Here is a 21,331-nt window from a genome sequence, read left to right on the forward strand (position 1 = left end):
GGCTTTTGCATGCCCAAAACGCTGCGGAAGTTCCACATACTGGATTCGTTTTTGCTGTTGAGAGTAAAAAAGGATGTGCCACAAAACTTACGTTTTGCGACACATCCTTTTCTTTTGGGCCTGTTGCAGAATAGAATTTTGAAAAATAAGACCAGAGAAAAAGTTATTGAAAACCGCCAAGAATGCGGTTCTCAATAACTTTTTTAATGCACAAATTTTTCGCTCGGGTCTGAAAACAGCATTTTGCAACAGACCCATTTTTTCTTTTATGCAGTTATCCCGCCCGTTTGTCCCGCTCCAGGGCGATGCGGTCGGCAATCATGGCGATAAACTCGCTGTTGGTGGGCTTGCCCTTGGTGTTGGACACGGTGTAGCCGAAGTACCACTGCAGCACCTCCAGGTCCCCCCGGTCCCAGGCCACCTCGATGGCGTGGCGGATGGCCCGCTCCACCCGGCTGGCGGTGGTACCAAACCGCTTGGCCACCTCGGGATAGAGCACCTTGGTCACGGCGTTGATCATCCCCATATCCTCCACCGCCATGGCAATGGCCACCCGGAGATACTGGTAGCCCTTGATGTGGGCAGGCACCCCAATCTCATGGATGATGGAGGTGATCTTCCGTTCTAAATCCCACTCTTCCTCCTCCTGGTGGGTCTGGCGCTCCTGGGTCTGATCGCACAGCTGGGCCATGCGCTCCACCACCGCAGACAGACGGCAGGGCTTGAGCATACAGTAATCCGCCCCCCGCTCCTTCACCTGCTGGGCCAGGGCGGAATGGGAAAAGGCGGAGAGCACCACCACCCTGGGCCGATTGGGCCCCAGCTGCTCCAGTACCTCCAACCCGTCCATCCCGGTGAGCATCAAGTCCATGATAATCCCCTGTGGCTGATGCTTGGCCACCAGGTCCAACAGCGCTTCCCCGTCCCCGGTCTGGGCCACGACCTCCATATCCTCACGGTCCCCCAGGGCGTCCGCCAACATCCCGCGGTACTCCTCTGAGGCATCCGCAATGATGATCTTCTTCACATCGCTCATCTGTGTGACAATCCTTTCTCAAGTGGAGTCAGTCTGGTTTTACCATCTTTTTCCTGTACCTCTAAAATACCACAGAATGCCCGATCTGGCAAGCCATAGTTTCCACTTTCGTTCGACAGGATTGTCAAATTTTGTAATCTCTCAGCCGCTGTTTTTCCTACAGGATGATTGAAGTTTCGTTATTTGTTCTTGTTATTGTAGTAAAAGAGCATGGAGCGGTACAACATGACCCCCACCACCAGAGGGAAGACAATCCCCAGCACCACCCCGTCCAAGGTGGCCAGGAAGGGCAGCCCGCCGTTGCGGGCCACCATCATCACCGACACCAAAATCATGACCAGGGGAATCCAGGCAAAGTGCAGCAGCTTCATGGCCCGCTTCTTCCCAGCGGGCAGGTCCGGTTCCAAGGTCTCCGGGTGCTTGGCGGTGCAGCGCACGGTGGCAACCGGCGCCCGGCCCATCTGGGTGTACAGCCGCTCTGCGGTGTATTCCACCCCATCCAACGTAAATTCCGGGTACATCCCCTCTTTGGTGATGGTGATGTCCACCTGGTTCTCCCGGGCGAAGTCCAACAGCGCCTGGGTAAACTCCCGGGCGTTGGTCACGGCCCCCTCGGGGATGTAGGTAAAGGTGGCCTTCTGGAGGAACTTGCACATCTTTTTGTAGTCCTCTCTCCACTGGGTAAACAGGTGCTTCCGGTTTTCCTCCCGGTCCATCTCCCGCAAAATTGCGTCCACCTCTGCGTCCCCGCTCAGCCCTTGGAGGGATTTACAAAACCGGATGGCGGTCTGTACCTCCTGCACCCGCTCCCGCAGCTGCCGCTCCTGGGCCGTGGCGGCGTCCTCCAGGGACGTCTTCCCGTCCAGTACCTTTTGAATCTCCTCCAAGGGCATATCCACCATGCGCAGGGCTCGGATGAGTTTGAGCCGCTCAATATCCTGGGACGAGTAGTCCCGGTAGTCGTTGTCCTGATTGCGGGCGGGGTGCAGCATTCCCTTCTGCTCGTAAAATCGGATGTTGCGCTTGGAAATTCCCGTCAGTTTCTCTGCCTCTTTGATATTCATATCATGCGCCTCCTCTCTGGCTCTGGTGTCAAAATACACCTTTCACCTGGTGGAAGGTCAAGGGTTTTTGCAAAAAAGATTTCCTTTCACCCACAGAAACAACCAGCCAAGAGGCGGACACATCCCGCCTCTTGGCTGCTCTCACTGGTTCTCTTGGGTTTCCTCGGCCTGTCTTCGGTTGTAGTTTTCCACCAAGGCCGAACGGAAAATAAAGGCGCCCACAATCAGGGGCAGCATGATGGCTGCCGCGACGCTGCCATTGGCCAACACCACCGCCACCTCCGTGGCGATCATGCCCAGCAGCACCCACCCCAGCCGATAGCGCCGGAAGGTGCTCACATGCTCCCGACGGCTGCGGGGGCTCTGAAGTTCCTTTTCCTGTTCCATTATCGTAGTTCCTCCTCATCTCATCACAAAGGAATGCGCTCATTGCGGTAGACGGTAATCAGCTGGTTGTCGCTGGAGAAAATGTACACATAGCCGTGGTAGATCAGCACCACGCCGTCCCCGTGCTGCTCCTGAATCTCCTGCACCAGCCGGGCGGAGGTGCGTTTGAGCTGCCGGGCGCTTTTGCCGAAGCAGTAGGCCTTCATGGCCAGGTCTTGGAGGTTCTCCACCGTCTTTCCCTGCATCCGCTCCAGCATGCGCTCCTTGGCGTGGACTGTCACCCCCACCGGATAGCGCTGGGGGCTGAGAAAGCCCTCGGAGCTGTACAAGGAGTCTGCATAATCGGCCACATCGTAGAGGCGATTATACCGCCCCTGGAGGTCCTTGCCATGGATATTATATCCCCGGCGGTCGTAGCCCTCCCGATCATAGCCCTGCTTATCATAGCCAAATCGGTCATAGCCCTCTCGATTGTAGCCCCGGGAATCATACCCCTGCCAATCATACCCGTTGCGGTCATAGCCCCGGGTGTCGTACCCCAGGCGGTCATAGCCTTCCCGGTCGTACCCTCGGGGGTCATACCCCTCTTCATCGTACTGCTTCTCCCGCCAGGCGGGCGTTCCGCTGGGGGGACCCGAGCGTCTGTTCCGGTGGGACGGGAGAACCGCCCACACAATCACCGCCACGCCCGAGAGCACCAGCACCACAACCAGCCCGATCAGCAATTTCCAAGTGTCCAAGGTCTGCACCTGCCTCATCTGTATTAGATTTATTCTACCATAAAGTCTTCAAAAAAGACAGAGGGAAAACATAAGGCGGAAGCGATCCAGCTTCCGCCCTGTTTTACCAGTACAATAATCCTAAGATAAAGACCGCCAGTGCCAACACAGGCAAGAGCGTCCAGGAGATATATCGACTGGCCATCTCCCACCCAGAGGGCTCTGCCTCCTCCACGTTGCTAATTTCAAAGAGAAGATGGAAGCGGAACAGCTCGTCGGCATACAGGATGGTGAGGGCCGTGGCCACACAAATGACCACGCCCAGGACCCATCCCCACCAGCTCCCCGGATGGGTCAGCTCCGGGCCAAACATGACCTCCAGGATGGTGTAGGCCGAAGGCTCCATCATACTTGTAAGATTCCCGTATACATCGAAGGATATCTCCATGGAGCTGTCCCGATGCATCTGGCTGCCATCCTGACGGTACACACGGAAGGTCTCACCCTCCCCGGATACACCGCCGTAAAAGAAGGTCTCCCCTCTCCGCTGCAGCTGGATGCCCCGCACCCCCTCCGGCAAATCCACCAGGTTCGGGTCTTCCAGGACGGTATAGGGGCCGTAGGCCTTCTCCCCGTAGTAAAACTCCACGGTTTGGTCCGGGGACACGGTGAAGCGGGCCGTTTCTCCATACACCTTCCCCTGGTACACCGTATTCTCTCCCTCCTGGGTACGCAGCAACAGGCCATCCCGGTAGGAATAGGCCTGGCGGGAGGTGAGGATCGGATAGAGCACAGTGAACACCAGCACCATAGCCGCCATCAAAATCAAAACACCCTTTTGATATCCATTCAACTCTCTCAGACGCTGCATATTCACACCTACCTTTCCCATTTTTCTCTCTCCTGGTATTGTACCACATCTGCATGTGATCTTCCATATAGAGGGTGTAAAACAATCGTTCCCCCCGTCTACTCAAATCAGCATCAGCACGCCTGCGACCAACAACATTATCACCAGCGCCCCGGCCAACATCCATTGTTTCTCCCGAACGGCCTCACAGATGTCCCGCAAATACCGCAACCCCAGCAGCCCCACGCTGAGAAAGACAAACAGCAATCCCAAGGGGGCACCGATGCGAAACACCAAGCTGGGATATGCCGCTCCAGACAGCATGACCCCAAACAAGAGGACAAGGCCCAGGATTCCACTGGCAACGGTCAGTTTGGACAGCCTGTCTTTCATCGTGGAACACTCCCTTCCATGTATGCAATATTTTGTCTGTTTCCATTTGAACAGCACGGATAAACGCCTATATTGTACTATGCTTTTCCTCTCTCGTCACGAACTTTTTTCAGAATACTCGGGCTATGGCAAAAGCAGGATGGCCTACACCATCCTGCTTTTGTATCTCCATGTTATTCGTCCTTCCCGTCCTCATCGGTCTGAGACGGCATGTACTCCAAAATATCCCCCGGTTGACAGTGTAGCGCCTCACAAATGGCCTCCAAGGTGGAAAAGCGGATGGCGCTGACCTTCCCCGTCTTGATTTTCGACAGGTTTACATTGGCGATACCAACCTTTTCCGCCAGGGCATTGAGCGACATTTTCCGGTCTGCCATGACCCGATCCAATCGTAATACAATGGGCATAAGTTTCTCCTCATTTCACGTCACAGCGTCTCATCGGACAGCTGTTGCAAGGTTTCTCCATACATAAAAATGCGCCGAAACAGCCGGATCAAAAAGAACCAAATAATAAAATCACCATCTCCTACCACGGTTAAGGAGCAGGATTCCACCATGTTTGCAGCAAACAGGGAAGAAATATCAATCATCTGGTCGTAAACCATGTTTGTTGCCAGTTGAAGAATCAGTCGAACCACACCAAAAATCAAGACCGCATAGGATAGCTTTTTCAACCCGTCGCTCACCGCCGTGTTGAACGGTTTTCCCTGTGTCATTGGTTCAAAAATACCTTGAAGGATTCGGATCGCGTAACAGGAAAGGCCCCCGTAAAGGACAATGTTCGCCAAGGACATCCATAAAATGTTGATCAGTTGTGCGCGGGAGTACCCCTGGCTGAGTTTCAACCTGTAATTTCCAATCGTAATGGAAACACCCTGGATGACTGCTGTATCATCCATAAAAATCAACGATGCAATCATGATACATGCAGAGACAACGCTGACAACGACGACAATCCAAAACAGAATTCGCAGGATTTTCTGCACCAGCTTGGTGGATTTCATAATTTTCTCCATATAGCTCCCTCCTTATTTTGTGGGTTTCTCTACTTGCATTATACGAGGGGTATATATCTTTGTCAATATATTTTTAATGATAAACATTAAATTTTATATGTACTATATAAGAAGGGCGAGGGCACTCAACTCGTGTCCTCGCCCTGGTCTTATCCTGCCGCCTGGAGCATGTCTCCAATATAGATGCCATAGCCAGAGGTGGGGTCGTCCACCATGACGTGGGTGACGGCCCCGATGATCTTGCCGTTTTGGAGAATGGGGGAGCCGCTCATGCCCTGGACAATGCCTCCGGTTTTGTCCAGCAGCCGGGGGTCAGTGACGTGGATGAGATAGTCCCGGCCCCCGTCCTGGCTGTCCGGGTAGACCTTGAGAATCTCAATCTCGTACTCCTCCACCTGGTTGCCGGAGATGTTGCTGAGGATGGTGGCCTTCCCCGCCTTCACCTGGTCCCGGCTGGCCACCTCCACCGCCTGGCCGGAAAACCAACTGGTGTCGGTCATGGTGCCGTAGATGCCACAGGAGGTGTTGTCGTCCAGTTCACCCAGGGTCACATCCGCCTCAAAGATGCCACGCAGCTGTCCCGGGGTTCCACACTGCCCCTTGTCCACCCCGGAGACCGTAGCGGGCAGAATGCTGCCGCTCTCCAGGGGCATGAGCAGCGCCGTGTCCACGTCGTTGATGCCGTGGCCCAGTGCCCCGAAGGTCCCGGTCTGGGGACAGTAGAAGGTGACGGTACCAATGCCCGCCATGGAGTCCCGAATCCAGGCCCCCAGCTTATACTCCCCGTCGGCGGAGCACAGCACCGCCTGGGCGGTCAGCTGCACCTGCTCCTCATTGCGGATGGCCCGGATGCTCATGGTCTCCCCCTCCAGCTCCTGCAAGAGGGCAGACACCTCCTCAATGGTATCCACCTCGGTGGAGTTGATATGGGTGATGATGTCCCCCTCCCGCAGACCGCAGTCCTTGGCCGGATTCACCGCCCCGTTCTGGGTGGAGATTTCCGATGTTCCCACCACCACAACGCCATCGGAGAAGAGCTTGATGCCCACGGCACGCCCCACTGGGACCACTTTCAAGGTGTCGGCTCTGGCGCTGCCCAGGACTGGCCACAGGGCCAGAGCTACCACCAGCACCACCAGGACGACCCGCAGCACCGCCTGGGTCATCCCCACCCATGGTTTGATCTCTTCGTTCAATGATCCTCACCGCCTCTTCGTTCACAATTTGGGCGTTCGCCCAATCCTTAATGTGCCTGAGACGGCGGGGTTTCTTCCGTGGAAAAGGGAGGGCCTTTTGGAAAAGCCCGAAATGAAGCGAAAAAACTTTTGTGTTTCACCACGGTTTCATTCATAGTTTGCCCCACTGCGGGCATAACTTGTAGTAAGAAACGAGGTGAGAGCTGTGAAAATTTTTCAAAAAAAGACGATTTTTACCTTGATTGCCGCCCTGATCTTGGGGGTAGGGCTTCATTTTCTCTTCTCCTGGCTGCCCAGCCCCATCACCGCTCTGGTCTCTCCGGTGCGGGAGAGCCTGTGGGAACATCTGAAAATCCTCCTCATCCCCCTGCTGCTGTCCGGGCTGTATCTCACCCATGGCCGTGGTCTGGACGGTCTGGCCCCCTGGCTGTTGACCCTGCCCATCATCGGCGGGGCCATGCTGCTGCTGAGCTACCTCTACCACGTCCCCTTCCAGGGCGAAGGGATGGCCTTTGACCTCATTTTGTATGTGGTACTCATGGTGGCAGGGTTTGTGCTGGCCCAGGTCCTGGCCCCCCTCACCCAGCACCCCTTCCTTCCCACCCTCTGCCTGGTGGCGGCTCTGGCGGTGGGTTGGATGATGATCTGGTTCACCTTCTTCCCCCCGGATATGGTAGTATTCCTGGACCTGAGCAAACATACTCCCACCTTTTATATCCTGCCCAAGTAAAAAAATCTGCACCGGGATTCCCGGTGCAGATTTTTTTAGTCGAGGCTGTTGAGATACTCCTCTACGTCGAAGGGATCCAGGCCGCTGTCCTTACGGAGGTACAGGGGGTGGTGGGGATGTCCCTTCTTGGAGCGCTTCCCGGCGGTGTACCAGGCCGCCGAGTGGGTCTGGCCGATGGCAATCATGTCCCGAACACAGGCGGGCAGATAGTCCCGCTTTTCGATGATGGTGCCCCAGGCCGCCCAGATGGCGGGCTGAATGTCCTCGTAGAGAGACAAAACATAGTCAAAAGCCCGCATATTCTCCTGGTGGAGCGTCTCATTGCAGTGCTTTTCCATGTGGTCCGGGTCGGTGGCCCGCTGGGGGTAGACGTTGAACATGACAAAGCTGTCAAAGCCGTTGTGGAGGGCCACCCGCTCCACCGACTTCAAGGTGTTGTCCAGATCGTTGGGGGCGGCAGTGGAGGGGTTGATGCCCACACAGATGAGGGGCCGCTTGCCCCGGGTGGCCAGAATGTATCGGTACTCGCAGTAGAAGGGGGGCACATACAGCCACCGATTGACGTCATAGTCCTCTTTGGGGGTGAGCGCCTGGTCCAGCGCCTCTTGGAAGGGCAACAGCTCAAGCAAGCTGGTTTCGCCGCTGGGAATGTGCATGGAGGGTCCTCCTTGATGTTTTTTCCCATCATACCACGGGGACGGGGAAATGGAAAGCGTCCCCGCCTTGCTTTTTTTCTCCCGGTCGTTTATCATACTGATATCGACTTTGGAGAGGGGGGCTGTTTATGCCAAAGCAGCGCCATCACTGGGTGGGCATGCGCATGGTAAAGACCGTCATTGCCGTGTTTATCTGCGGTATCTTCGGCTATGTGCGGGGCGAGCCCGCCTTTTATTCTATGATTGCCGCGGTCATCTGCATGCAGAACTCCACCGACAAGACCATCACCTCCTCGGTGAACCGGGCCATCGGCACCCTGGTGGGCGGCCTGTACGGTATCATCATCCTCTACGGCCTGGAGTTTTTCCACGCTGAGAATCTGGACTTACTGCGCTATACCCTGGTGTCCCTCACCATCATCCCCCTCATTCGCACCGCCCTGGTGCTCAAGCGGCCCTCCAGCGCCTCTCTGTCCTGCGTGGTGTTTCTGTGCGTCACCGTCAACCACAACACGGACAGTTCCCCCGCCCTCTTCGCCCTCCAGCGTATGGTGGACACCCTGGCGGGCGTGGCGGTGACCTGTGTCATCGACCTGCTGCTGCCCTACCACCCCAAACCGGAAGAGGTTGCCGCCCCTGCCGAGCCCCCTTCCACCACCGACACCACACCCAAGGAGCCCAAAACATGACATATCCCCAGGTCCTTCCCGCCCGTTTTCTCTCCCGCCCCAACCGCTTTGTAGCCCAGGTGGAAGTGGACGGGCGCACGGAAACGGTCCATGTAAAAAACACCGGGCGGTGCCGGGAACTGCTCATCCCCGGCCGCACCGTCTACCTCACCCCAGGGGACAACCCCAAGCGCAAGACCCCCTATGACCTCATCGCCGTAGACAAGGACGGCCTGCTGGTGAACATGGACGCCCAGGCCCCCAACCAGGTCTTTGCTGAGTGGGCCAGGGCGGGACACTTCGTCCCCGGCCTCACCCTGCTGCGCCCGGAGACCACCTGGGGTAACTCCCGCTTTGACTTCTACTGGGAAGCGGGCCCCCGCCGGGGCTTTGTGGAGGTGAAGGGATGCACCCTGGAGGAAGACGGCCACTGCCGCTTCCCCGACGCCCCCACCACCCGAGGCGTGCGCCACCTACAAGAGCTGGAAGCCAGCCTGCAAGAGGGCTATGAGGCCGCCGTGTGCTTTGTCATTCAGATGGCGGGCATGAAAGATTTCGCCCCCAACGATGCCACCCACCCGGAGTTTGGCGCTGCCCTGCGCCAGGCCGCCAAGGCGGGGGTCCAAGTGCTGGCTCTGGAGTGCACCGTCACCCCGGACACCCTGACCATGGCCGAGCCGGTGGCAGTAAAGCTGTAACTTTCCGATACATAGGAGGAGTCCCCCATGGACCAAGCGTTCGTGGAACGTACGGAACAATTTCTCAAAGATACCTTTTCCAACAGTCCTTACCTGCAAGCTCATCCCACAGATGGAGCATATCGCATCCAGCACTCCTATCGGGTGGCCAATCTGGCCAAGTACATCGCCCAGCAGGAGGGCCTGGACGTGACCGACGCCGTCATTGCCGGACTGCTCCACGACATTGCATACTGTGAGGAGATGCCCACCCAAGAGGCACAGCGCAACCATGGCCGCCGCTCTGCCGCCATTGCCCGGACCTTTTTGGAGCAGCAGGGGCTGGACCCGGACCGCATCAACACCATCTGCTATGCCATCGCCATTCATGTGGATGATAAGGCGGATTTCACCTGGGAACACACCGCATTCTCCAACCTTGTAGGGGATGCGGACAACATTGACCGCTTCGACGCCTACCGCATCTATGAGACCCTGGAATACCAGAACTTCAGCAGCCTGACCCTTCCCGAGAAACAGGACATGGTGAATACCTCCTTGGAGCGGCTGGAGCAGTTGAAAGGCCTGCCTTTTGGCTCCCCACCGCCACCGCTCTGTGGGTGCAGCGGCTGGAATATTACATTTCCTTCTACCAGCGGCTGCAAGATCAGCTCCGCAACAGCACCCAGATTCTCTAACTGCCCACAGGCCTGGAAAAATTCGTTGCTTTTTCCCGCCTGTGACGGTATAATAAATAGGTTATTAACGAATGAAGGAGCGTGTCCCTATGCCTGAGGAACTCAACCCCGTAGTGTCCCAGAATTTTATCCACAATTTCATTGATGAGGATATTGCACAGGGCGGCCAGTACCAAGGCATGACCGTCCACACCCGTTTTCCCCCCGAGCCCAACGGCTATCTCCACATCGGCCACTGCAAGGCCCTGACCATCGACTTCGGCACCGCCGAGAAGTACGGCGGTCTGTGCAACCTGCGTATGGACGACACCAACCCCGCCAAGGAGGATACCGAGTACGTGGAGGCCATCCAGGAGGACATCCACTGGCTGGGCTTTGACTGGGGCGACCGATTCTTCTACGCCTCGGACTATTTTGAGAAGATGTACGAGTATGCCGTGGAGCTCATTAAGAAGGGCCTGGCCTACGTGTGCGAGCTGACTCCCGAGGAGTTCCGTGCCAACCGCGGCTCCATCGGTGTCCCCGCCACCTCTCCCTGGCGTGACCGTCCCATTGAGGAGTCTCTGGACCTGTTCGCCCGGATGCGGGCCGGTGAGTTTGAAAACGGCAAATATACCCTGCGTGCCAAGATTGACCTCAATAGCGGCAACTTCAACATGCGGGACCCGGTGATCTACCGCATCAACCACGCCCATCACCACCGCCAGGGCAACAAGTGGTGCATCTACCCCATGTACGACTTCGCTCACCCCATTGAGGACGCCCTGGAGGGGATCACCCACTCCCTGTGCTCCCTGGAGTTTGAGGACCACCGCCCCCTGTACGACTGGGTGGTGTCCAACGTGTCCATCCCCTACCACAAGCCCCGCCAGATCGAGTTTGCCCGCCTGGGTATCAACTACACCGTGATGAGCAAGCGCAAGCTGCGCCAGCTGGTGGAGGAGCACCGGGTGTCCGGCTGGGATGACCCCCGTATGCCCACCCTGTGCGGCCTGCGCCGCCGTGGCTACACCCCCCGTTCCATCCGCAACTTCTGCGAGCGCATCGGCGTGGCCAAGGCCACCAATACCATTGAGTACGCCTTTTTGGAGTACTGCCTGCGGGAGGACCTGAACGAGACCGCCCAGCGGGTGATGGCGGTGCTGCGCCCCGTGAAGTTGACCATCACCAACTATCCCGAGGGCCAGAGCGAGACCTTCGAGGTGGAGAATAACCCCAACCGTCCCGAGGACGGCACCCGCACCGTCACCTTTTCCCGCAACCTGTACATTGAGGCGGAGGACTTCCTGGAGACTCCCATCCCCAAGTACAAGCGCCTGACCCCCAACGGTCTGGAGTGCCGTTTGAAAGGTGCCTACCTCATCACCTGCACCGGATGCGTCAAGGACGAAAACGGCAACGTGGTAGAGGTGCTGGCCACCTATGACCCCGAGTCCCGGGGCGGCAATCCCGCCGACGGCCGCAAGGTGAAGGGCGCCACCATCCACTGGGTGGACGCCGCCACCGCTCTGGATGCGGAGATTCGCCTGTATGACAACCTGTTCTCCGATCCCGATCCCGATGCCGGAGACAAGAACTTCCTGGATTGCCTGAACCCCCACTCTCTGGAGGTACTCCAGGGCGCCAAGGTGGAGGCCAGCCTGGCAGGTGCCCAGAAGGCCGACCGCTTCCAGTTCATGCGTCAGGGCTACTTCTGTGCCGACAGCCGGGACAGCAGCCCCGAGCACCTGGTGTTCAACCGAGCCGTGTCCCTGAAGGACAGCTTCAAGCCTCAATAAGTGATGTTTTCGCCGGAAGCAGCAAAACCGCTGCTTCCGGCTTTTTCTGTCTCACTGGGCAGGTCTGGGCCTGAGAAATCCATGGAGGTTGGGCTTTACGGTATGCCGGGGGATATGATATACTACCTTAGACTCTAATTGTACGAGATAGAAAGGACCTATACCATGGAAATTGATGGAGTTGTGGTACAAGATACCTACTTTTACAAAGATATGAACCTGTCCGAGGCCATTATGAAGGCCCTGGACAAAAAGGGCTTCACCCAGGCCACCGCCATCCAGGGCGGGGCCATCCCCTACTTCATGCAGGGACGGGACGTGGTGGCCAAGGCCCCCACGGGCACCGGCAAGACCTACGCCTTCGGCATCCCCATGGTGGAGCATGTGGACCCGGAGTCCGACCAGGTGCAGGGACTCATCCTGGCCCCCACCCGGGAGCTGGCGGTGCAGATTCGGGACGAGCTGCGGGACCTGTGCGCCTTCCGGGAGGGGGTGCGCATTGTGTGCCTGTACGGCGGCCAGCCCATTGACAAGCAGATTACCCAGCTGAAACATCGGCCCCAGATCGTGGTGGCCACCCCTGGCCGGCTCATGGACCACATGAAGCGGCGCACCGTGCGCCTGGACGGGGTCCAGACCGTGGTGCTGGACGAGGCCGACCGGATGCTGGACATGGGCTTTATCCAGGACGTCACCCGCATCCTGGACAAAATCCCACACCGGAAAAACTTAGGTCTCTTCTCCGCCACCATCAGCCGAGAGGTGATGGACATCTCCTGGGTGTACCAGCGGGACCCGGTGGAGATCACGGTGCGTCCCGTGGAGGAGAACCGCCCGGACATCCAGCAGTACCGCATTGATTTGGAGGGCCGGGAACAGAAATTGGAGACTCTCATCGCCCTGCTGGAGGGCGGGGAGTATGAGCGTGCCATTGCCTTCTGCAACACCAAGAACATGACCGACCGCCTGGCGGGCCTGCTGTCCATGCGTGGCATCTCCTGCAAGGCCATCCATGGCGACATCCAGCAGCGGGTGCGGGAGAAGACCCTCCAGCAGTTCAAAGTCGGACAGCTGCGGGTGCTGGTGGCCACCGACGTGGCCGCCCGTGGCCTGGACATTGACGACGTGGACGTGGTGTTTAACTACGACGTGCCCGACGAGCAGGAAAACTACGTCCACCGGGTGGGCCGTACCGGCCGAGCCAAGCGCCACGGCGTGGCCTACACCCTGGTGGCCTCGGTGACCGAGGCGGTGCGGATGCGGGACATTGCCCGCAACACCCGCATGGATATCCAGCTTTTGAAATATGATAAGGATGGCTGTCTCATGCTGGTGGACGGCGAAAACAACTAAATTCTCGTTTGAAGGAAGGTATGTATGTCTGGATTTGACCTCTCCGTATCCGTCTCCCTGGTCACCGTCTTTGTCCAGGGCATTCTGAGCTTTTTCTCCCCCTGCGTCCTCCCCCTCCTCCCCCTCTACCTGGGCTACCTGTCCGGCAGCATGGGAGACGCCCAGGGGGCCCAGACCTCAAGGGTGAAAACCCTAGTGAACACCTTATTCTTTGTCATCGGCATTTCCGCCGCCTTCTTCTTGCTGGCCCTTGGCATGACCGCCCTGGGTCAGGCCCTGCACCAGTATCAGAAGATCATCATCCAGGTGGGCGGCATTCTCATCATCGCCTTTGGTCTGTTCCAACTGGGGGTCTTTCGCCCCATGGCCCTGGAGCAGGACCGGCGCATCCGCTTCCCCCTGCAAAAGCTGGCCATGAGCCCTCTGGTGGCTCTGGTGTTCGGCTTCACCTTCTCCTTTGCCTGGACCCCCTGCGTGGGTCCCGCCCTGGCCAGCGTGCTGCTCATGGCGGGCTCCGCGGACACCGCCCTCCAGGGCTTCGCCCTCATCGGCCTGTACACCCTGGGCTTTGTCCTGCCCTTCCTGGCGGTGGCCCTGTTTGCCGGGGGACTGTTGAAGCTGTTCCAGAAACACCGCAACGTGGTGCGCTACACCGTGAAGGTGGGCGGGGCGCTGCTGGTGGTCATCGGCCTTCTCATGGTCACCGGGTGGATGGACACCCTGTCCGGGTCCCTGGCGGGCTCTGACCCCCAGGCCACCCCCACCGTCCAGGTGACCCAACAGCCGGAAGCCACAGACACTCCAGAGGCCACCGACGCCCCAGAGGAGAGCCAGGCCCCCATTCCCGCCCTGGACTTCACCCTCACCGACCAGTTCGGCAACACCCACACCCTGGACCAGTACAAGGGGAAAACCATTCTTTTAAACTTCTGGGCCACCTGGTGCGGGCCCTGCCGCAGTGAGATGCCCGACTTGCAGGCGGTGTACGAGGACTACGGCAACAACGAGAAGGACCTGGTGGTGCTGGGGGTAGCTGCCCCCAACCTGGGCCAGGAGGGCTCCACAGAGGACATCACCGCCTTTTTGGAGGAAAACGGGTACACCTACCCCACCCTCATGAACGAAGATGCCAGCCTCTTCTACTCCTACGGCATCTCCTCCTTCCCCACCACCTTTATGATCGACAAAAACGGCAACGTCTATGGATATATCATGGGAGCACAGTCCCGGGAGGTGTTTGACGACATCATCCAGCAGACCATGGACGGGGCCAATTCCTAACCGGGAGGCTTTTGTATGGAACTTCGTGTTCTGGCCATTGGAGACGTGGTAGGCGAGAGCGGCGTGGACTTCCTCTGCCGCCACCTGCCCACCCTCCGCCGCCAGTATGACATTCATTTTACCGTGGTCAACGGGGAGAACGCCGCCTCCAACGGCCTGATGCCCCAGCAGGCCCGGGACATCTTCTCCGCCGGGGCGGATGTGATCACCATGGGCAACCACACCTGGGGCAAGCGCCAGATCGTGGACGAGATGGAGCGCAACCCCTATATCCTACGCCCCGCCAACTACACCAGCCGGGCCCCCGGCCGGGGCTGGGGCATCTTCGACGGCCCCCGGGGCACCACCATCCGGGTGGTCAACCTCATTGGCCGCTGCGGCATGGACTCCAACTTCGACAACCCCTTCACCAAGATGGACGAGATTTTGAAGGAGGGGGACGCCACCCTCACCCTGGTGGACTTCCACGCCGAGGCCACCAGCGAGAAAATCGCCCTGGGCTGGTATCTGGATGGGCGGGTCCAGGCCCTGTGGGGCACCCACACCCACGTGCCCACCGCCGACCCCCAGGTCTTTCCCAAGGGGCTGGGCTTTGTCACCGACCTGGGCATGACCGGACCCACCCAGTCGGTGATCGGCATTCACCCCTCCCAGGCCATCAACCGCTTCCTGGGCGGCCTGCCCCAGCGGTTCCAGCCCGCCGACGGCCCCTGCGGCATGGACGGGGTGCTGTTTACCATCGACACCAACACCCGCCGCTGCCTCAGCGTGGAGCGGGTGGACATTGACGGATAAGGAGGACTCCCCATGCGTATTCTACACGCCGCGGACCTCCACCTGGACTCCCCCCTCAGCAGCCTCCCCGCCCCCCAGGCCGCCCAACGGCGGCGGGAACTGCGGGACCTCCCCCGCCGTCTGGCCCAGCTGGCCCAGGCGGAGGGGGCAGATCTGGTGCTGCTGGGGGGAGATTTGTTGGATGCAGAGCGGGTCTACCCCCAGTCCATCCAGGCCCTCACCCAGGCCCTGGGGGAGCTGTCCGTCCCCGTCTTTATCGCCCCCGGCAACCATGACCCCTACACCAACCAGTCCCCCTACGCCACCGCCCAGTGGCCCACCAACGTCCACATCTTTTCCACACCCCAGATGGAAGCTGTGGAACTTCCTGAGCTCCATGCCGTGGTCCACGGCTGCGCCTTTACTGCTCCCCACCGGGAGGACTCCCCCCTGTCTGGGTACACCGTGCCAGAGGATGGGAGGCTGCACCTTCTCTTTGTCCACGGGGAGGTGGCCCCTATGGGCCGCTACGCCCCCATTTTGCCCGGCCAGCTGGGAGCCACCGGGGCACACTACGCCGCTTTGGGCCACATCCACCGCTATTCGGGGCTGCAATTTGAGGGCAATACCGCCTGGGCCTACCCGGGCTGTCCCGAGGGCCGGGGCTTTGACGAGGCGGGAGAAAAGGGCTGTCTCATCGTCGACGTGACCCACCAGGGGACTACCGCCAAGTTCGTCCCCCTGTGCTGCCGGGAGTACCGCACCCAGGAAGTGGACATCTCCACCCTGTACCAGACCTTGACGGGGCTGGAGTACTCCGACGACCTGGTGCGCCTCACCCTCACCGGAGAGGCGGAGACGGTGCCGTCTCTGGCCTCCATCGCCCAGCAGGCAGCCCCCTATTTCTTCTACGTGGAGGTCACCGACGCCACCACCCTGCCCAAACAGCTGTGGCAGCGGGCGGGAGAGGACTCGCTGACGGGCCTTTTCCTGCGCACCATGTCGGAAAAAATCCGGGTAGCTCCCCCAGAGGAGCAGGCCCGGCTCATTTTGGCCACCCGCTTCGGGCTGGCTGCCCTGGAGGGAGAGGAGGACATTCGAGCATGAACATCATCTCCATGACCGCCACCTTCGGCAAGCTGGAGGGGGCCACCCTCACCCTCTCCCCCGGGCTGAACATCCTCACCGCCCCCAACGAATGTGGAAAATCCACCTGGGCGGCCTTCCTCACCGCCATGCTCTACGGCATTGACACCCGGGAGCGGGATAAGGCGGGGCATCTGGCCCAGAAAACCAAGTATCAACCCTGGTCTGGGGCCGCTATGGCGGGGGAACTCCGGTTGGAGTGGCAGGGGCAGCGCATCACTCTGCGCCGCTTTGCCAACCGCTCCGGCCCCTTCGGGGGCTTTGAGGCGGTGTACACCGCCACCGGGGACCCGGTGCCCTTCCTCACCTCCGCCAACGTGGGAGAGACCCTCACAGGGGTGAGCCGGGAGGTGTTTGTCCGCTGCGCCCTGGTGGGCCAGGGGGACACCGCCGTCACCGCCGCCCCGGATTTGGAGCGGCGCATCGCCGCTCTGGCCACCACCGGAGAGGAGGAGGTCTCCTACTCCGCCACCGTGCGCACCTTGAAGGACTGGCGCAACCGCCGCCAGGCCAACCGCTCCACCGGGCTCATCCCACAGCTGGAGGGAGAGCTGGGGCAGGTGCGCCGCACCCTGGAGGACACCGCCCAGGCTCGGCAGACCCAGGCCCAAGCTCGGCAGGAGCTGGCTGGGCTGCACGTGCGCAAGCAGCAGCTGGAGCGCCAACTGGAGCAGCACCAGGCCTACCGCCAGCAGGCCCTCAACCAGCGGTATGCCCAGGCCCTCCAGCAGCAGGCCCAGGCCCAACAGGCTCTGGAGTCTCTCCCCGCCCCGGACCCCCGCTTCCGGGGGCTCACCGCCGCCCAGGCCATGGAGCAGGCGGGGAACCTCAGTCAGCAGGGCCAGGAGCACAGCCGCCAGCGGCAGCAGGCCAAGGCCAGCCGGAACCGCCTGTCCGCCGCTTTGAGGCTGTGGGTGCCGATACTGGGTGTGGGGGGCCTGCTGCTCATCATCCTGGGCTTTTTCCTCACCCTGTACCCCCTGTCCTTTGTGGGCTTCGGGTGCATGGCGGCGGCTGTCCTTGTGGCCATGGTATTGGTGGCCAAAATGGGCAAGTACGATAAAATTCTGTACTCCCCCGCCCCGCCCCAGGGGGAAAGCATGCAGGAGGCGTTGCAGCGGTATCTGGACTGGCTGACCCAGCGGCAGCAGCTGGAGGCCCAGGTACACCACGCCGGGGAGCGTGTGGCAGACCTGGAGGCCCAGGGAGCCCAGCGTCCCGTATCTTCCGTGACGCCACCCACCGCAGACCCCCACGTGCTCACCGCCCAGCTGCGGCAGGTGGAGGGCCAGATGGCCCAGTGGCAGACCCGCCTGGACCAGGCCACCGGGGCCTTGGGCCGGGACACGCTGGAAACGGAGAGCCGCCGGGACGAGCTGGCGGGACAGATTGCCCAGCGGCAGGAGGAGTATCAGGCCCTCACCCTGGCCCTGGAGGGGCTGGAGGAGGCCAACGCCACCCTGCGCCAGCGGTTCTCCCCTGCTCTGAATGAGAAGGCGGGGCAGCTCCTGGGCCGACTCACCGGGGGACGGCACTGTGGGCTGACCCTGGCCCGGGACCTGTCCGCCCAAGTGGAGCAGGAGGGGGTGCAGCTCCCCCACTCCCAGCTGTTTCTCTCAGCGGGTGCCCAGGAGCAGCTGTATCTGGCCCTGCGTTTGGCCCTCTGTGACCTCACTGCCCCCCAGGCCCCTCTGGTGTTGGACGACACCCTGGCAAACTTCGACGATACCCGGGCCGCCGCAGCCCTGGAGCTGCTGGCCCAGCAAGCCCGGGAGCGGCAAGTGCTTCTCTTCTCCTGTCACAGCCGGGACGCGGCGTGGGGGGAGCAGCACGGGGCGAATGTCACCCAACTATGAAAAAAACACCCTGGAAGCAGCTGTTTCCAGGGTGTTTTTTGTTTCTATGTAGGTGACTGCCAGGCTCAAATCCTCCCTCAGGGAGGGAGGTGGGCCGACGTAAGTCGGCTCGGAGGGAGCCTGTAGTAGGCACCCAAGGGTATTGGCACAATGGGCGGAGTGTGCCAGAGTGGCCGGGAAGTCTGGTGAAGGTCTGCGCTCTGTGCTGACCTGTAGGTACAGCCGCCCGCTTGCTCCCTCAGTCTGCTTACGCAGACAGCTCCCTCCCGGAGGGAGCCAAAGGACTCCGCCGCACCTCCTGTGGTGCTGTGGTAGGGGCCGTGGCTTGCCCGGCCCGTTGGTTCCCTGGCATTGCCCTGGGGGATTCGGGAGGGGCAAGCCCCTCCCCTACGCCCAACAACGCAAGAAATGCGGCAATTTTCAGGGGCTTTTTGTGCCTAGCCCTCAAAAACTGCGCTGCCAAGTCACCGACCGCTGGGAACAGCGGCGCACCAGGGTAAGGCCCTGGCGGTAGAAGAACAACCACACAGAGGAGCAGCGACTCTCTCTAGAATCTCCACGCCATCTATGTGACATGAACCAGGCCAAGGGCCGAACAGAGGAAGGTGCACCCTCCACCCAGTACCGCGGGGTGGATTCCACAAGGCGGGGGAAGGCCCCGCCTTTGGTGGTCTTTGGTTCCTTTCTGGCAGCAGAAAGGAACCCCCTGCGGGGAGCGCGTCCCCTAGGCTGGCAAGCCTGATACCACGTTGATCAAACGATCAGTTCCTCCGCCCCGGCTTACGCCGGGTCATCTCGATGACCCAAAGCATACTCACAGCACTGTATCACCAGCTGATTAAAGGAGATGTCGTTCTCATCCGCCACTTTTTGCAGCTTTTGAATCAAATCATCCGGCATTCGGATGGTCTTGTTGGAATTGTGGGGCTTTTTCACCTCAAACATGGGTTTTAGTCCTCCGTGATGACAAACAAGTCGTTGGGCGTACAGTTCAGCAGCAGACACATGGTCTCAATGTTCTCATAGCGGATGGATTTGGTCTCGTTGTTCACCATGCGGTTGAAATTCTGGTAGCTCATGCCCAGCTGCTTATAAAGCCAGTATTTCGTCCTTCCCTGCTCTTCCAGAAGGCGCAGAACATCTAACTTAATCATAAGGTATCTTCACATCCTATATTTTTGATGAGAGCATACCTTATTTTTCCTCTTCCAAAATAGACTATTACATTATATAATGTAAACATTAGTTTGGCAGGGAAGGAAGGAAATGATGATTATTGATATAACTGGCACAATTTTAATTCCCGGAAATCTCGGCAAAGACTGCCCGGGAAACGGACAGCATTGTGATGATTCCGGCATTCCCATCGAGTGCTGCTGTGATGAATGCGATTATCTGATGTGCTGCTACACTTCTATCACGGACCAAGAGTGTCTCCACTGTACGGACTCCCATTGCCCCCATGCAGGGAAACAGTAACCCCCTGGAAGCAATGCTTCCAGGGGGCATTTCTCACTTATGATACAGCTTATTGCTCTGATACTGGGGGGTGCAGGTCATGCGCAGGCCCAGCTTCTGATACACATTGCTGTCCGCGGCGGAGAGAATCACCGAGGAGTGGGCGTCACAGCCCCGCAGCTTGTCCAGCTGGGACAGGGCCAGATCCGCCTGGGGATCGGTGGCGGCGGAGATGGCCAGGGCAATGAGCACCTCGTCGCTGTGCAGACGGGGGTTCTGGCTGCCCAGGTGCTGAATCTTCACCTTCTGGATGGGCTCAATGGCCTCTCGGGAGATCATGTGCACCTCATCCCCCAGCCCGGCCAGCTTCTTCAACGCGTTGAGCAGGGCGGCAGAGGAGGAGCCCATAAGCTCAGTGGTCTTGCCGGTGACGATGGTGCCGTCGGGCAGCTCGATGGCGGCGGCAGGCTCTCCCGTCTCCTCGGCCCGGGCCTCAGCGGCGGCCACCACGGGGCGGTCGGCGGTGGACACCCCGGCCTGCTTCATCAGCAGCTCCAGCTTGTACACGCTCTCCTTGTCCCCCTGGCCCCGGCGCACGTCACACAGGGCGGTGTAGTAGCGGCGGATGATCTCCTGACAGGCGGCGGCTCGCACCACTTCGTCGTCCACGATGCAGTTGCCCGCCATGTTCACGCCCATGTCGGTGGGAGACTTGTAGGGGCTCTCCCCCATGATCTGCTCGAACATGGCCCGGAGCACGGGGAACACCTCAATATCCCGGTTGTAGTTCACCGTGGTCTGGCCATAGGCCTGGAGGTGGAAGTGGTCGATCATGTTCACGTCGTTGAGGTCCACGGTGGCGGCCTCATAGGCCAGGTTCACCGGGTGCTGGAGGGGCAGGTTCCAGATGGGGAAGGTCTCAAACTTGGCATAGCCCGCCTTCACCCCACGGCGGTGGTGGTGATAGAGCTGGGACAGGCAGGTGGCCATTTTGCCAGAGCCAGGGCCGGGGGCAGTGACCACCACCAGGGGCCGGGTGGTCTCAATGTAGTCGTTGCGGCCATAGCCCTCGTCGGAGACGATGTGGGGAATGTCGTGGGGGTACCCGGCAATGGGATAGTGGAGATACACCGTGACACCCAGGTCCTCCAGGCGGCGCTTGAAGGCGTCGGCGGCGGGCTGCCCGGCATACTGGGTGATGACCACGCTGCCCACATACAGGCCCTTGGAGCGGAAGGTGTCAATGAGGCGCAGCACGTCCTCGTCGTAGGTGATGCCCAGATCGCCCCGCACCTTGTTCTGCTCAATGGCGGCGGCAGCGATGGCAATGACCACCTCTACGCTGTCCCGCAGCTCCAACAGCATGCGGATTTTGCTGTCCGGGGCAAACCCAGGCAGCACCCGGGAGGCGTGGTAGTCGTCAAAGAGCTTGCCGCCAAACTCCAGGTACAGCTTGCCGCCAAACTGGGAAATTCGCTCCCGAATGTGGGCGGACTGCATCTCCAGGTACTTTTGATTGTCAAAACCGATTTTATTTGCCATCCTCACACGTCGGCTCCCGGCCACCCGGAAGCCATCCTCCCTCTTTACACA

The 21,331-nt window shown here is 59.7% G+C and carries 24 protein-coding genes; 11 read left to right on the forward strand and 13 right to left on the reverse strand.

Annotation, left to right across the window (positions count from 1 at the left end; translation table 11 throughout):
• Positions 1-198: hypothetical protein (locus B5F12_RS12035; protein WP_204221530.1), on the forward strand; the 198-nt coding region annotated here is incomplete at its 5' end.
• A 76-nt stretch (positions 199-274) separates the two neighbouring features.
• Here the strand turns inward: B5F12_RS12035 and spo0A are convergent.
• The 9 genes from spo0A to spoIVB all read right to left on the reverse strand — a co-directional run bounded on the left by spo0A (position 275) and on the right by spoIVB (position 6,663).
• Entirely contained in the window at positions 275-1,036 is a 762-nt protein-coding gene (gene spo0A / locus B5F12_RS09210) for a sporulation transcription factor Spo0A (protein ID WP_087233605.1), read from the reverse strand.
• Positions 1,037-1,215: 179 nt separating this feature from the next.
• On the reverse strand, positions 1,216-2,100 hold the full coding sequence (locus B5F12_RS09215; RefSeq protein ID WP_087233608.1) for a MerR family transcriptional regulator: 885 nt from the start codon (positions 2,098-2,100) through the stop codon (positions 1,216-1,218).
• A gap of 141 nt (positions 2,101-2,241) precedes the next feature.
• Positions 2,242-2,487 (reverse strand): hypothetical protein, encoded by a 246-nt coding sequence (locus tag B5F12_RS09220; RefSeq protein ID WP_087233611.1) that lies wholly within the window; start codon positions 2,485-2,487, stop codon positions 2,242-2,244.
• A gap of 23 nt (positions 2,488-2,510) precedes the next feature.
• The gene (locus B5F12_RS09225) at positions 2,511-3,227 is read right to left on the reverse strand and encodes a hypothetical protein (protein WP_143482369.1); all 717 of its coding nucleotides are present in this window, start codon (positions 3,225-3,227) and stop codon (positions 2,511-2,513) included.
• 103 nt (positions 3,228-3,330) lie between these two features.
• Complete coding sequence (locus B5F12_RS09230; protein ID WP_087233617.1) at positions 3,331-4,098, reverse strand: hypothetical protein; 768 nt, start codon at positions 4,096-4,098, stop codon at positions 3,331-3,333.
• 81 nt (positions 4,099-4,179) lie between these two features.
• A complete protein-coding gene (locus B5F12_RS09235; RefSeq protein WP_087233619.1) occupies positions 4,180-4,449 on the reverse strand; it encodes a hypothetical protein in 270 nt (89 codons plus the stop codon).
• Between the two features lie 173 nt (positions 4,450-4,622).
• Positions 4,623-4,856, reverse strand: a complete 234-nt coding sequence (locus B5F12_RS09240; protein ID WP_087233622.1) for a helix-turn-helix transcriptional regulator — start codon at positions 4,854-4,856, stop codon at positions 4,623-4,625.
• 20 nt (positions 4,857-4,876) lie between these two features.
• Entirely contained in the window at positions 4,877-5,467 is a 591-nt protein-coding gene (locus B5F12_RS09245; protein ID WP_087233626.1) for a hypothetical protein, read from the reverse strand.
• 149 nt (positions 5,468-5,616) lie between these two features.
• The gene (gene spoIVB / locus B5F12_RS09250; RefSeq protein WP_242954935.1) at positions 5,617-6,663 is read right to left on the reverse strand and encodes a SpoIVB peptidase; all 1,047 of its coding nucleotides are present in this window, start codon (positions 6,661-6,663) and stop codon (positions 5,617-5,619) included.
• Positions 6,664-6,868: 205 nt separating this feature from the next.
• On the opposite strand from spoIVB, the gene B5F12_RS09255 reads away from it, so the two are divergent.
• Positions 6,869-7,393, forward strand: coding sequence for a DUF6512 family protein (locus tag B5F12_RS09255; protein WP_087233629.1), 525 nt, complete (start codon positions 6,869-6,871; stop codon positions 7,391-7,393).
• A gap of 35 nt (positions 7,394-7,428) precedes the next feature.
• Here B5F12_RS09255 and B5F12_RS09260 read toward each other — a convergent pair whose 3' ends face one another.
• A complete protein-coding gene (locus B5F12_RS09260; RefSeq protein WP_087233632.1) occupies positions 7,429-8,049 on the reverse strand; it encodes a DUF1643 domain-containing protein in 621 nt (206 codons plus the stop codon).
• A gap of 128 nt (positions 8,050-8,177) precedes the next feature.
• On the opposite strand from B5F12_RS09260, the gene B5F12_RS09265 reads away from it, so the two are divergent.
• The 9 genes from B5F12_RS09265 to B5F12_RS12040 all read left to right on the forward strand — a co-directional run bounded on the left by B5F12_RS09265 (position 8,178) and on the right by B5F12_RS12040 (position 18,280).
• The gene (locus B5F12_RS09265; protein ID WP_087233635.1) at positions 8,178-8,738 is read left to right on the forward strand and encodes an FUSC family protein; all 561 of its coding nucleotides are present in this window, start codon (positions 8,178-8,180) and stop codon (positions 8,736-8,738) included.
• Positions 8,735-9,415 (forward strand): DNA/RNA nuclease SfsA, encoded by a 681-nt coding sequence (gene sfsA / locus B5F12_RS09270; protein WP_087233638.1) that lies wholly within the window; start codon positions 8,735-8,737, stop codon positions 9,413-9,415. The genes B5F12_RS09265 and sfsA overlap by 4 nt, the downstream gene beginning before the upstream one ends.
• 27 nt (positions 9,416-9,442) lie before the next feature.
• Positions 9,443-10,189, forward strand: a complete 747-nt coding sequence (locus B5F12_RS09275; protein WP_204221540.1) for an HD domain-containing protein — start codon at positions 9,443-9,445, stop codon at positions 10,187-10,189.
• Positions 10,182-11,870, forward strand: coding sequence for a glutamine--tRNA ligase/YqeY domain fusion protein (locus B5F12_RS09280; protein WP_087233641.1), 1,689 nt, complete (start codon positions 10,182-10,184; stop codon positions 11,868-11,870). The genes B5F12_RS09275 and B5F12_RS09280 overlap by 8 nt, the downstream gene beginning before the upstream one ends.
• A 165-nt stretch (positions 11,871-12,035) precedes the next feature.
• Positions 12,036-13,223, forward strand: coding sequence for a DEAD/DEAH box helicase (locus tag B5F12_RS09285; RefSeq protein WP_087233644.1), 1,188 nt, complete (start codon positions 12,036-12,038; stop codon positions 13,221-13,223).
• Positions 13,224-13,247: 24 nt separating this feature from the next.
• Positions 13,248-14,504 carry a cytochrome c biogenesis protein CcdA gene (locus B5F12_RS09290; RefSeq protein WP_087233647.1) on the forward strand — a complete coding sequence of 419 codons (1,257 nt, stop codon included), beginning with the start codon at positions 13,248-13,250 and terminating at the stop codon, positions 14,502-14,504.
• A 15-nt stretch (positions 14,505-14,519) separates the two neighbouring features.
• The gene (locus tag B5F12_RS09295) at positions 14,520-15,299 is read left to right on the forward strand and encodes a TIGR00282 family metallophosphoesterase (protein ID WP_087233650.1); all 780 of its coding nucleotides are present in this window, start codon (positions 14,520-14,522) and stop codon (positions 15,297-15,299) included.
• Positions 15,300-15,311: 12 nt separating this feature from the next.
• Positions 15,312-16,385: a metallophosphoesterase gene (locus B5F12_RS09300; protein WP_087233653.1), complete on the forward strand. Its 1,074-nt coding sequence runs from the start codon at positions 15,312-15,314 to the stop codon at positions 16,383-16,385.
• Positions 16,382-18,280, forward strand: a complete 1,899-nt coding sequence (locus B5F12_RS12040) for an AAA family ATPase (protein ID WP_204221542.1) — start codon at positions 16,382-16,384, stop codon at positions 18,278-18,280. The genes B5F12_RS09300 and B5F12_RS12040 overlap by 4 nt, the downstream gene beginning before the upstream one ends.
• Before the next feature lie 780 nt (positions 18,281-19,060).
• On the opposite strand, the gene B5F12_RS12045 is transcribed toward B5F12_RS12040, so the two are convergent.
• From B5F12_RS12045 to B5F12_RS09315, 3 genes are all read right to left on the reverse strand, one after another.
• Positions 19,061-19,225: a hypothetical protein gene (locus B5F12_RS12045; RefSeq protein ID WP_204221544.1), complete on the reverse strand. Its 165-nt coding sequence runs from the start codon at positions 19,223-19,225 to the stop codon at positions 19,061-19,063.
• Positions 19,226-19,230: 5 nt separating this feature from the next.
• On the reverse strand, positions 19,231-19,434 hold the full coding sequence (locus B5F12_RS09310) for a helix-turn-helix transcriptional regulator (RefSeq protein ID WP_087233656.1): 204 nt from the start codon (positions 19,432-19,434) through the stop codon (positions 19,231-19,233).
• Positions 19,435-19,792: 358 nt separating this feature from the next.
• Entirely contained in the window at positions 19,793-21,280 is a 1,488-nt protein-coding gene (locus B5F12_RS09315) for a DUF1846 domain-containing protein (protein ID WP_087233659.1), read from the reverse strand.
• Between the last annotated feature and the right edge of the window lie 51 nt (positions 21,281-21,331).

It is taken from the genome of Pseudoflavonifractor sp. An176 (assembly GCF_002160435.1).
GTDB classification, from domain to species: domain Bacteria; phylum Bacillota; class Clostridia; order Oscillospirales; family Oscillospiraceae; genus Enterenecus; species Enterenecus faecium.

Coding starts and splice junctions, on each gene's coding strand:
- B5F12_RS09260 (WP_087233632.1), bottom strand. CDS start 8,049: ATGCACATTCCCAGCGGCGAAACCAGCTTGCTTGAGCTGTTGCCCTTC.
- B5F12_RS09285 (WP_087233644.1), top strand. CDS start 12,036: ATGGAAATTGATGGAGTTGTGGTACAAGATACCTACTTTTACAAAGAT.
- B5F12_RS09315 (WP_087233659.1), bottom strand. CDS start 21,280: ATGGCAAATAAAATCGGTTTTGACAATCAAAAGTACCTGGAGATGCAG.
- spo0A (WP_087233605.1), bottom strand. CDS start 1,036: ATGAGCGATGTGAAGAAGATCATCATTGCGGATGCCTCAGAGGAGTAC.
- B5F12_RS09215 (WP_087233608.1), bottom strand. CDS start 2,100: ATGAATATCAAAGAGGCAGAGAAACTGACGGGAATTTCCAAGCGCAAC.
- B5F12_RS09280 (WP_087233641.1), top strand. CDS start 10,182: ATGCCTGAGGAACTCAACCCCGTAGTGTCCCAGAATTTTATCCACAAT.
- B5F12_RS12040 (WP_204221542.1), top strand. CDS start 16,382: ATGAACATCATCTCCATGACCGCCACCTTCGGCAAGCTGGAGGGGGCC.
- B5F12_RS12045 (WP_204221544.1), bottom strand. CDS start 19,225: ATGTTTGAGGTGAAAAAGCCCCACAATTCCAACAAGACCATCCGAATG.
- B5F12_RS09275 (WP_204221540.1), top strand. CDS start 9,443: ATGGACCAAGCGTTCGTGGAACGTACGGAACAATTTCTCAAAGATACC.
- B5F12_RS09235 (WP_087233619.1), bottom strand. CDS start 4,449: ATGAAAGACAGGCTGTCCAAACTGACCGTTGCCAGTGGAATCCTGGGC.
- B5F12_RS09240 (WP_087233622.1), bottom strand. CDS start 4,856: ATGCCCATTGTATTACGATTGGATCGGGTCATGGCAGACCGGAAAATG.
- B5F12_RS09290 (WP_087233647.1), top strand. CDS start 13,248: ATGTCTGGATTTGACCTCTCCGTATCCGTCTCCCTGGTCACCGTCTTT.
- B5F12_RS09245 (WP_087233626.1), bottom strand. CDS start 5,467: ATGGAGAAAATTATGAAATCCACCAAGCTGGTGCAGAAAATCCTGCGA.
- B5F12_RS09220 (WP_087233611.1), bottom strand. CDS start 2,487: ATGGAACAGGAAAAGGAACTTCAGAGCCCCCGCAGCCGTCGGGAGCAT.
- B5F12_RS09265 (WP_087233635.1), top strand. CDS start 8,178: ATGCCAAAGCAGCGCCATCACTGGGTGGGCATGCGCATGGTAAAGACC.
- B5F12_RS09310 (WP_087233656.1), bottom strand. CDS start 19,434: ATGATTAAGTTAGATGTTCTGCGCCTTCTGGAAGAGCAGGGAAGGACG.
- B5F12_RS09300 (WP_087233653.1), top strand. CDS start 15,312: ATGCGTATTCTACACGCCGCGGACCTCCACCTGGACTCCCCCCTCAGC.
- B5F12_RS09230 (WP_087233617.1), bottom strand. CDS start 4,098: ATGGGAAAGGTAGGTGTGAATATGCAGCGTCTGAGAGAGTTGAATGGA.
- sfsA (WP_087233638.1), top strand. CDS start 8,735: ATGACATATCCCCAGGTCCTTCCCGCCCGTTTTCTCTCCCGCCCCAAC.
- B5F12_RS09295 (WP_087233650.1), top strand. CDS start 14,520: ATGGAACTTCGTGTTCTGGCCATTGGAGACGTGGTAGGCGAGAGCGGC.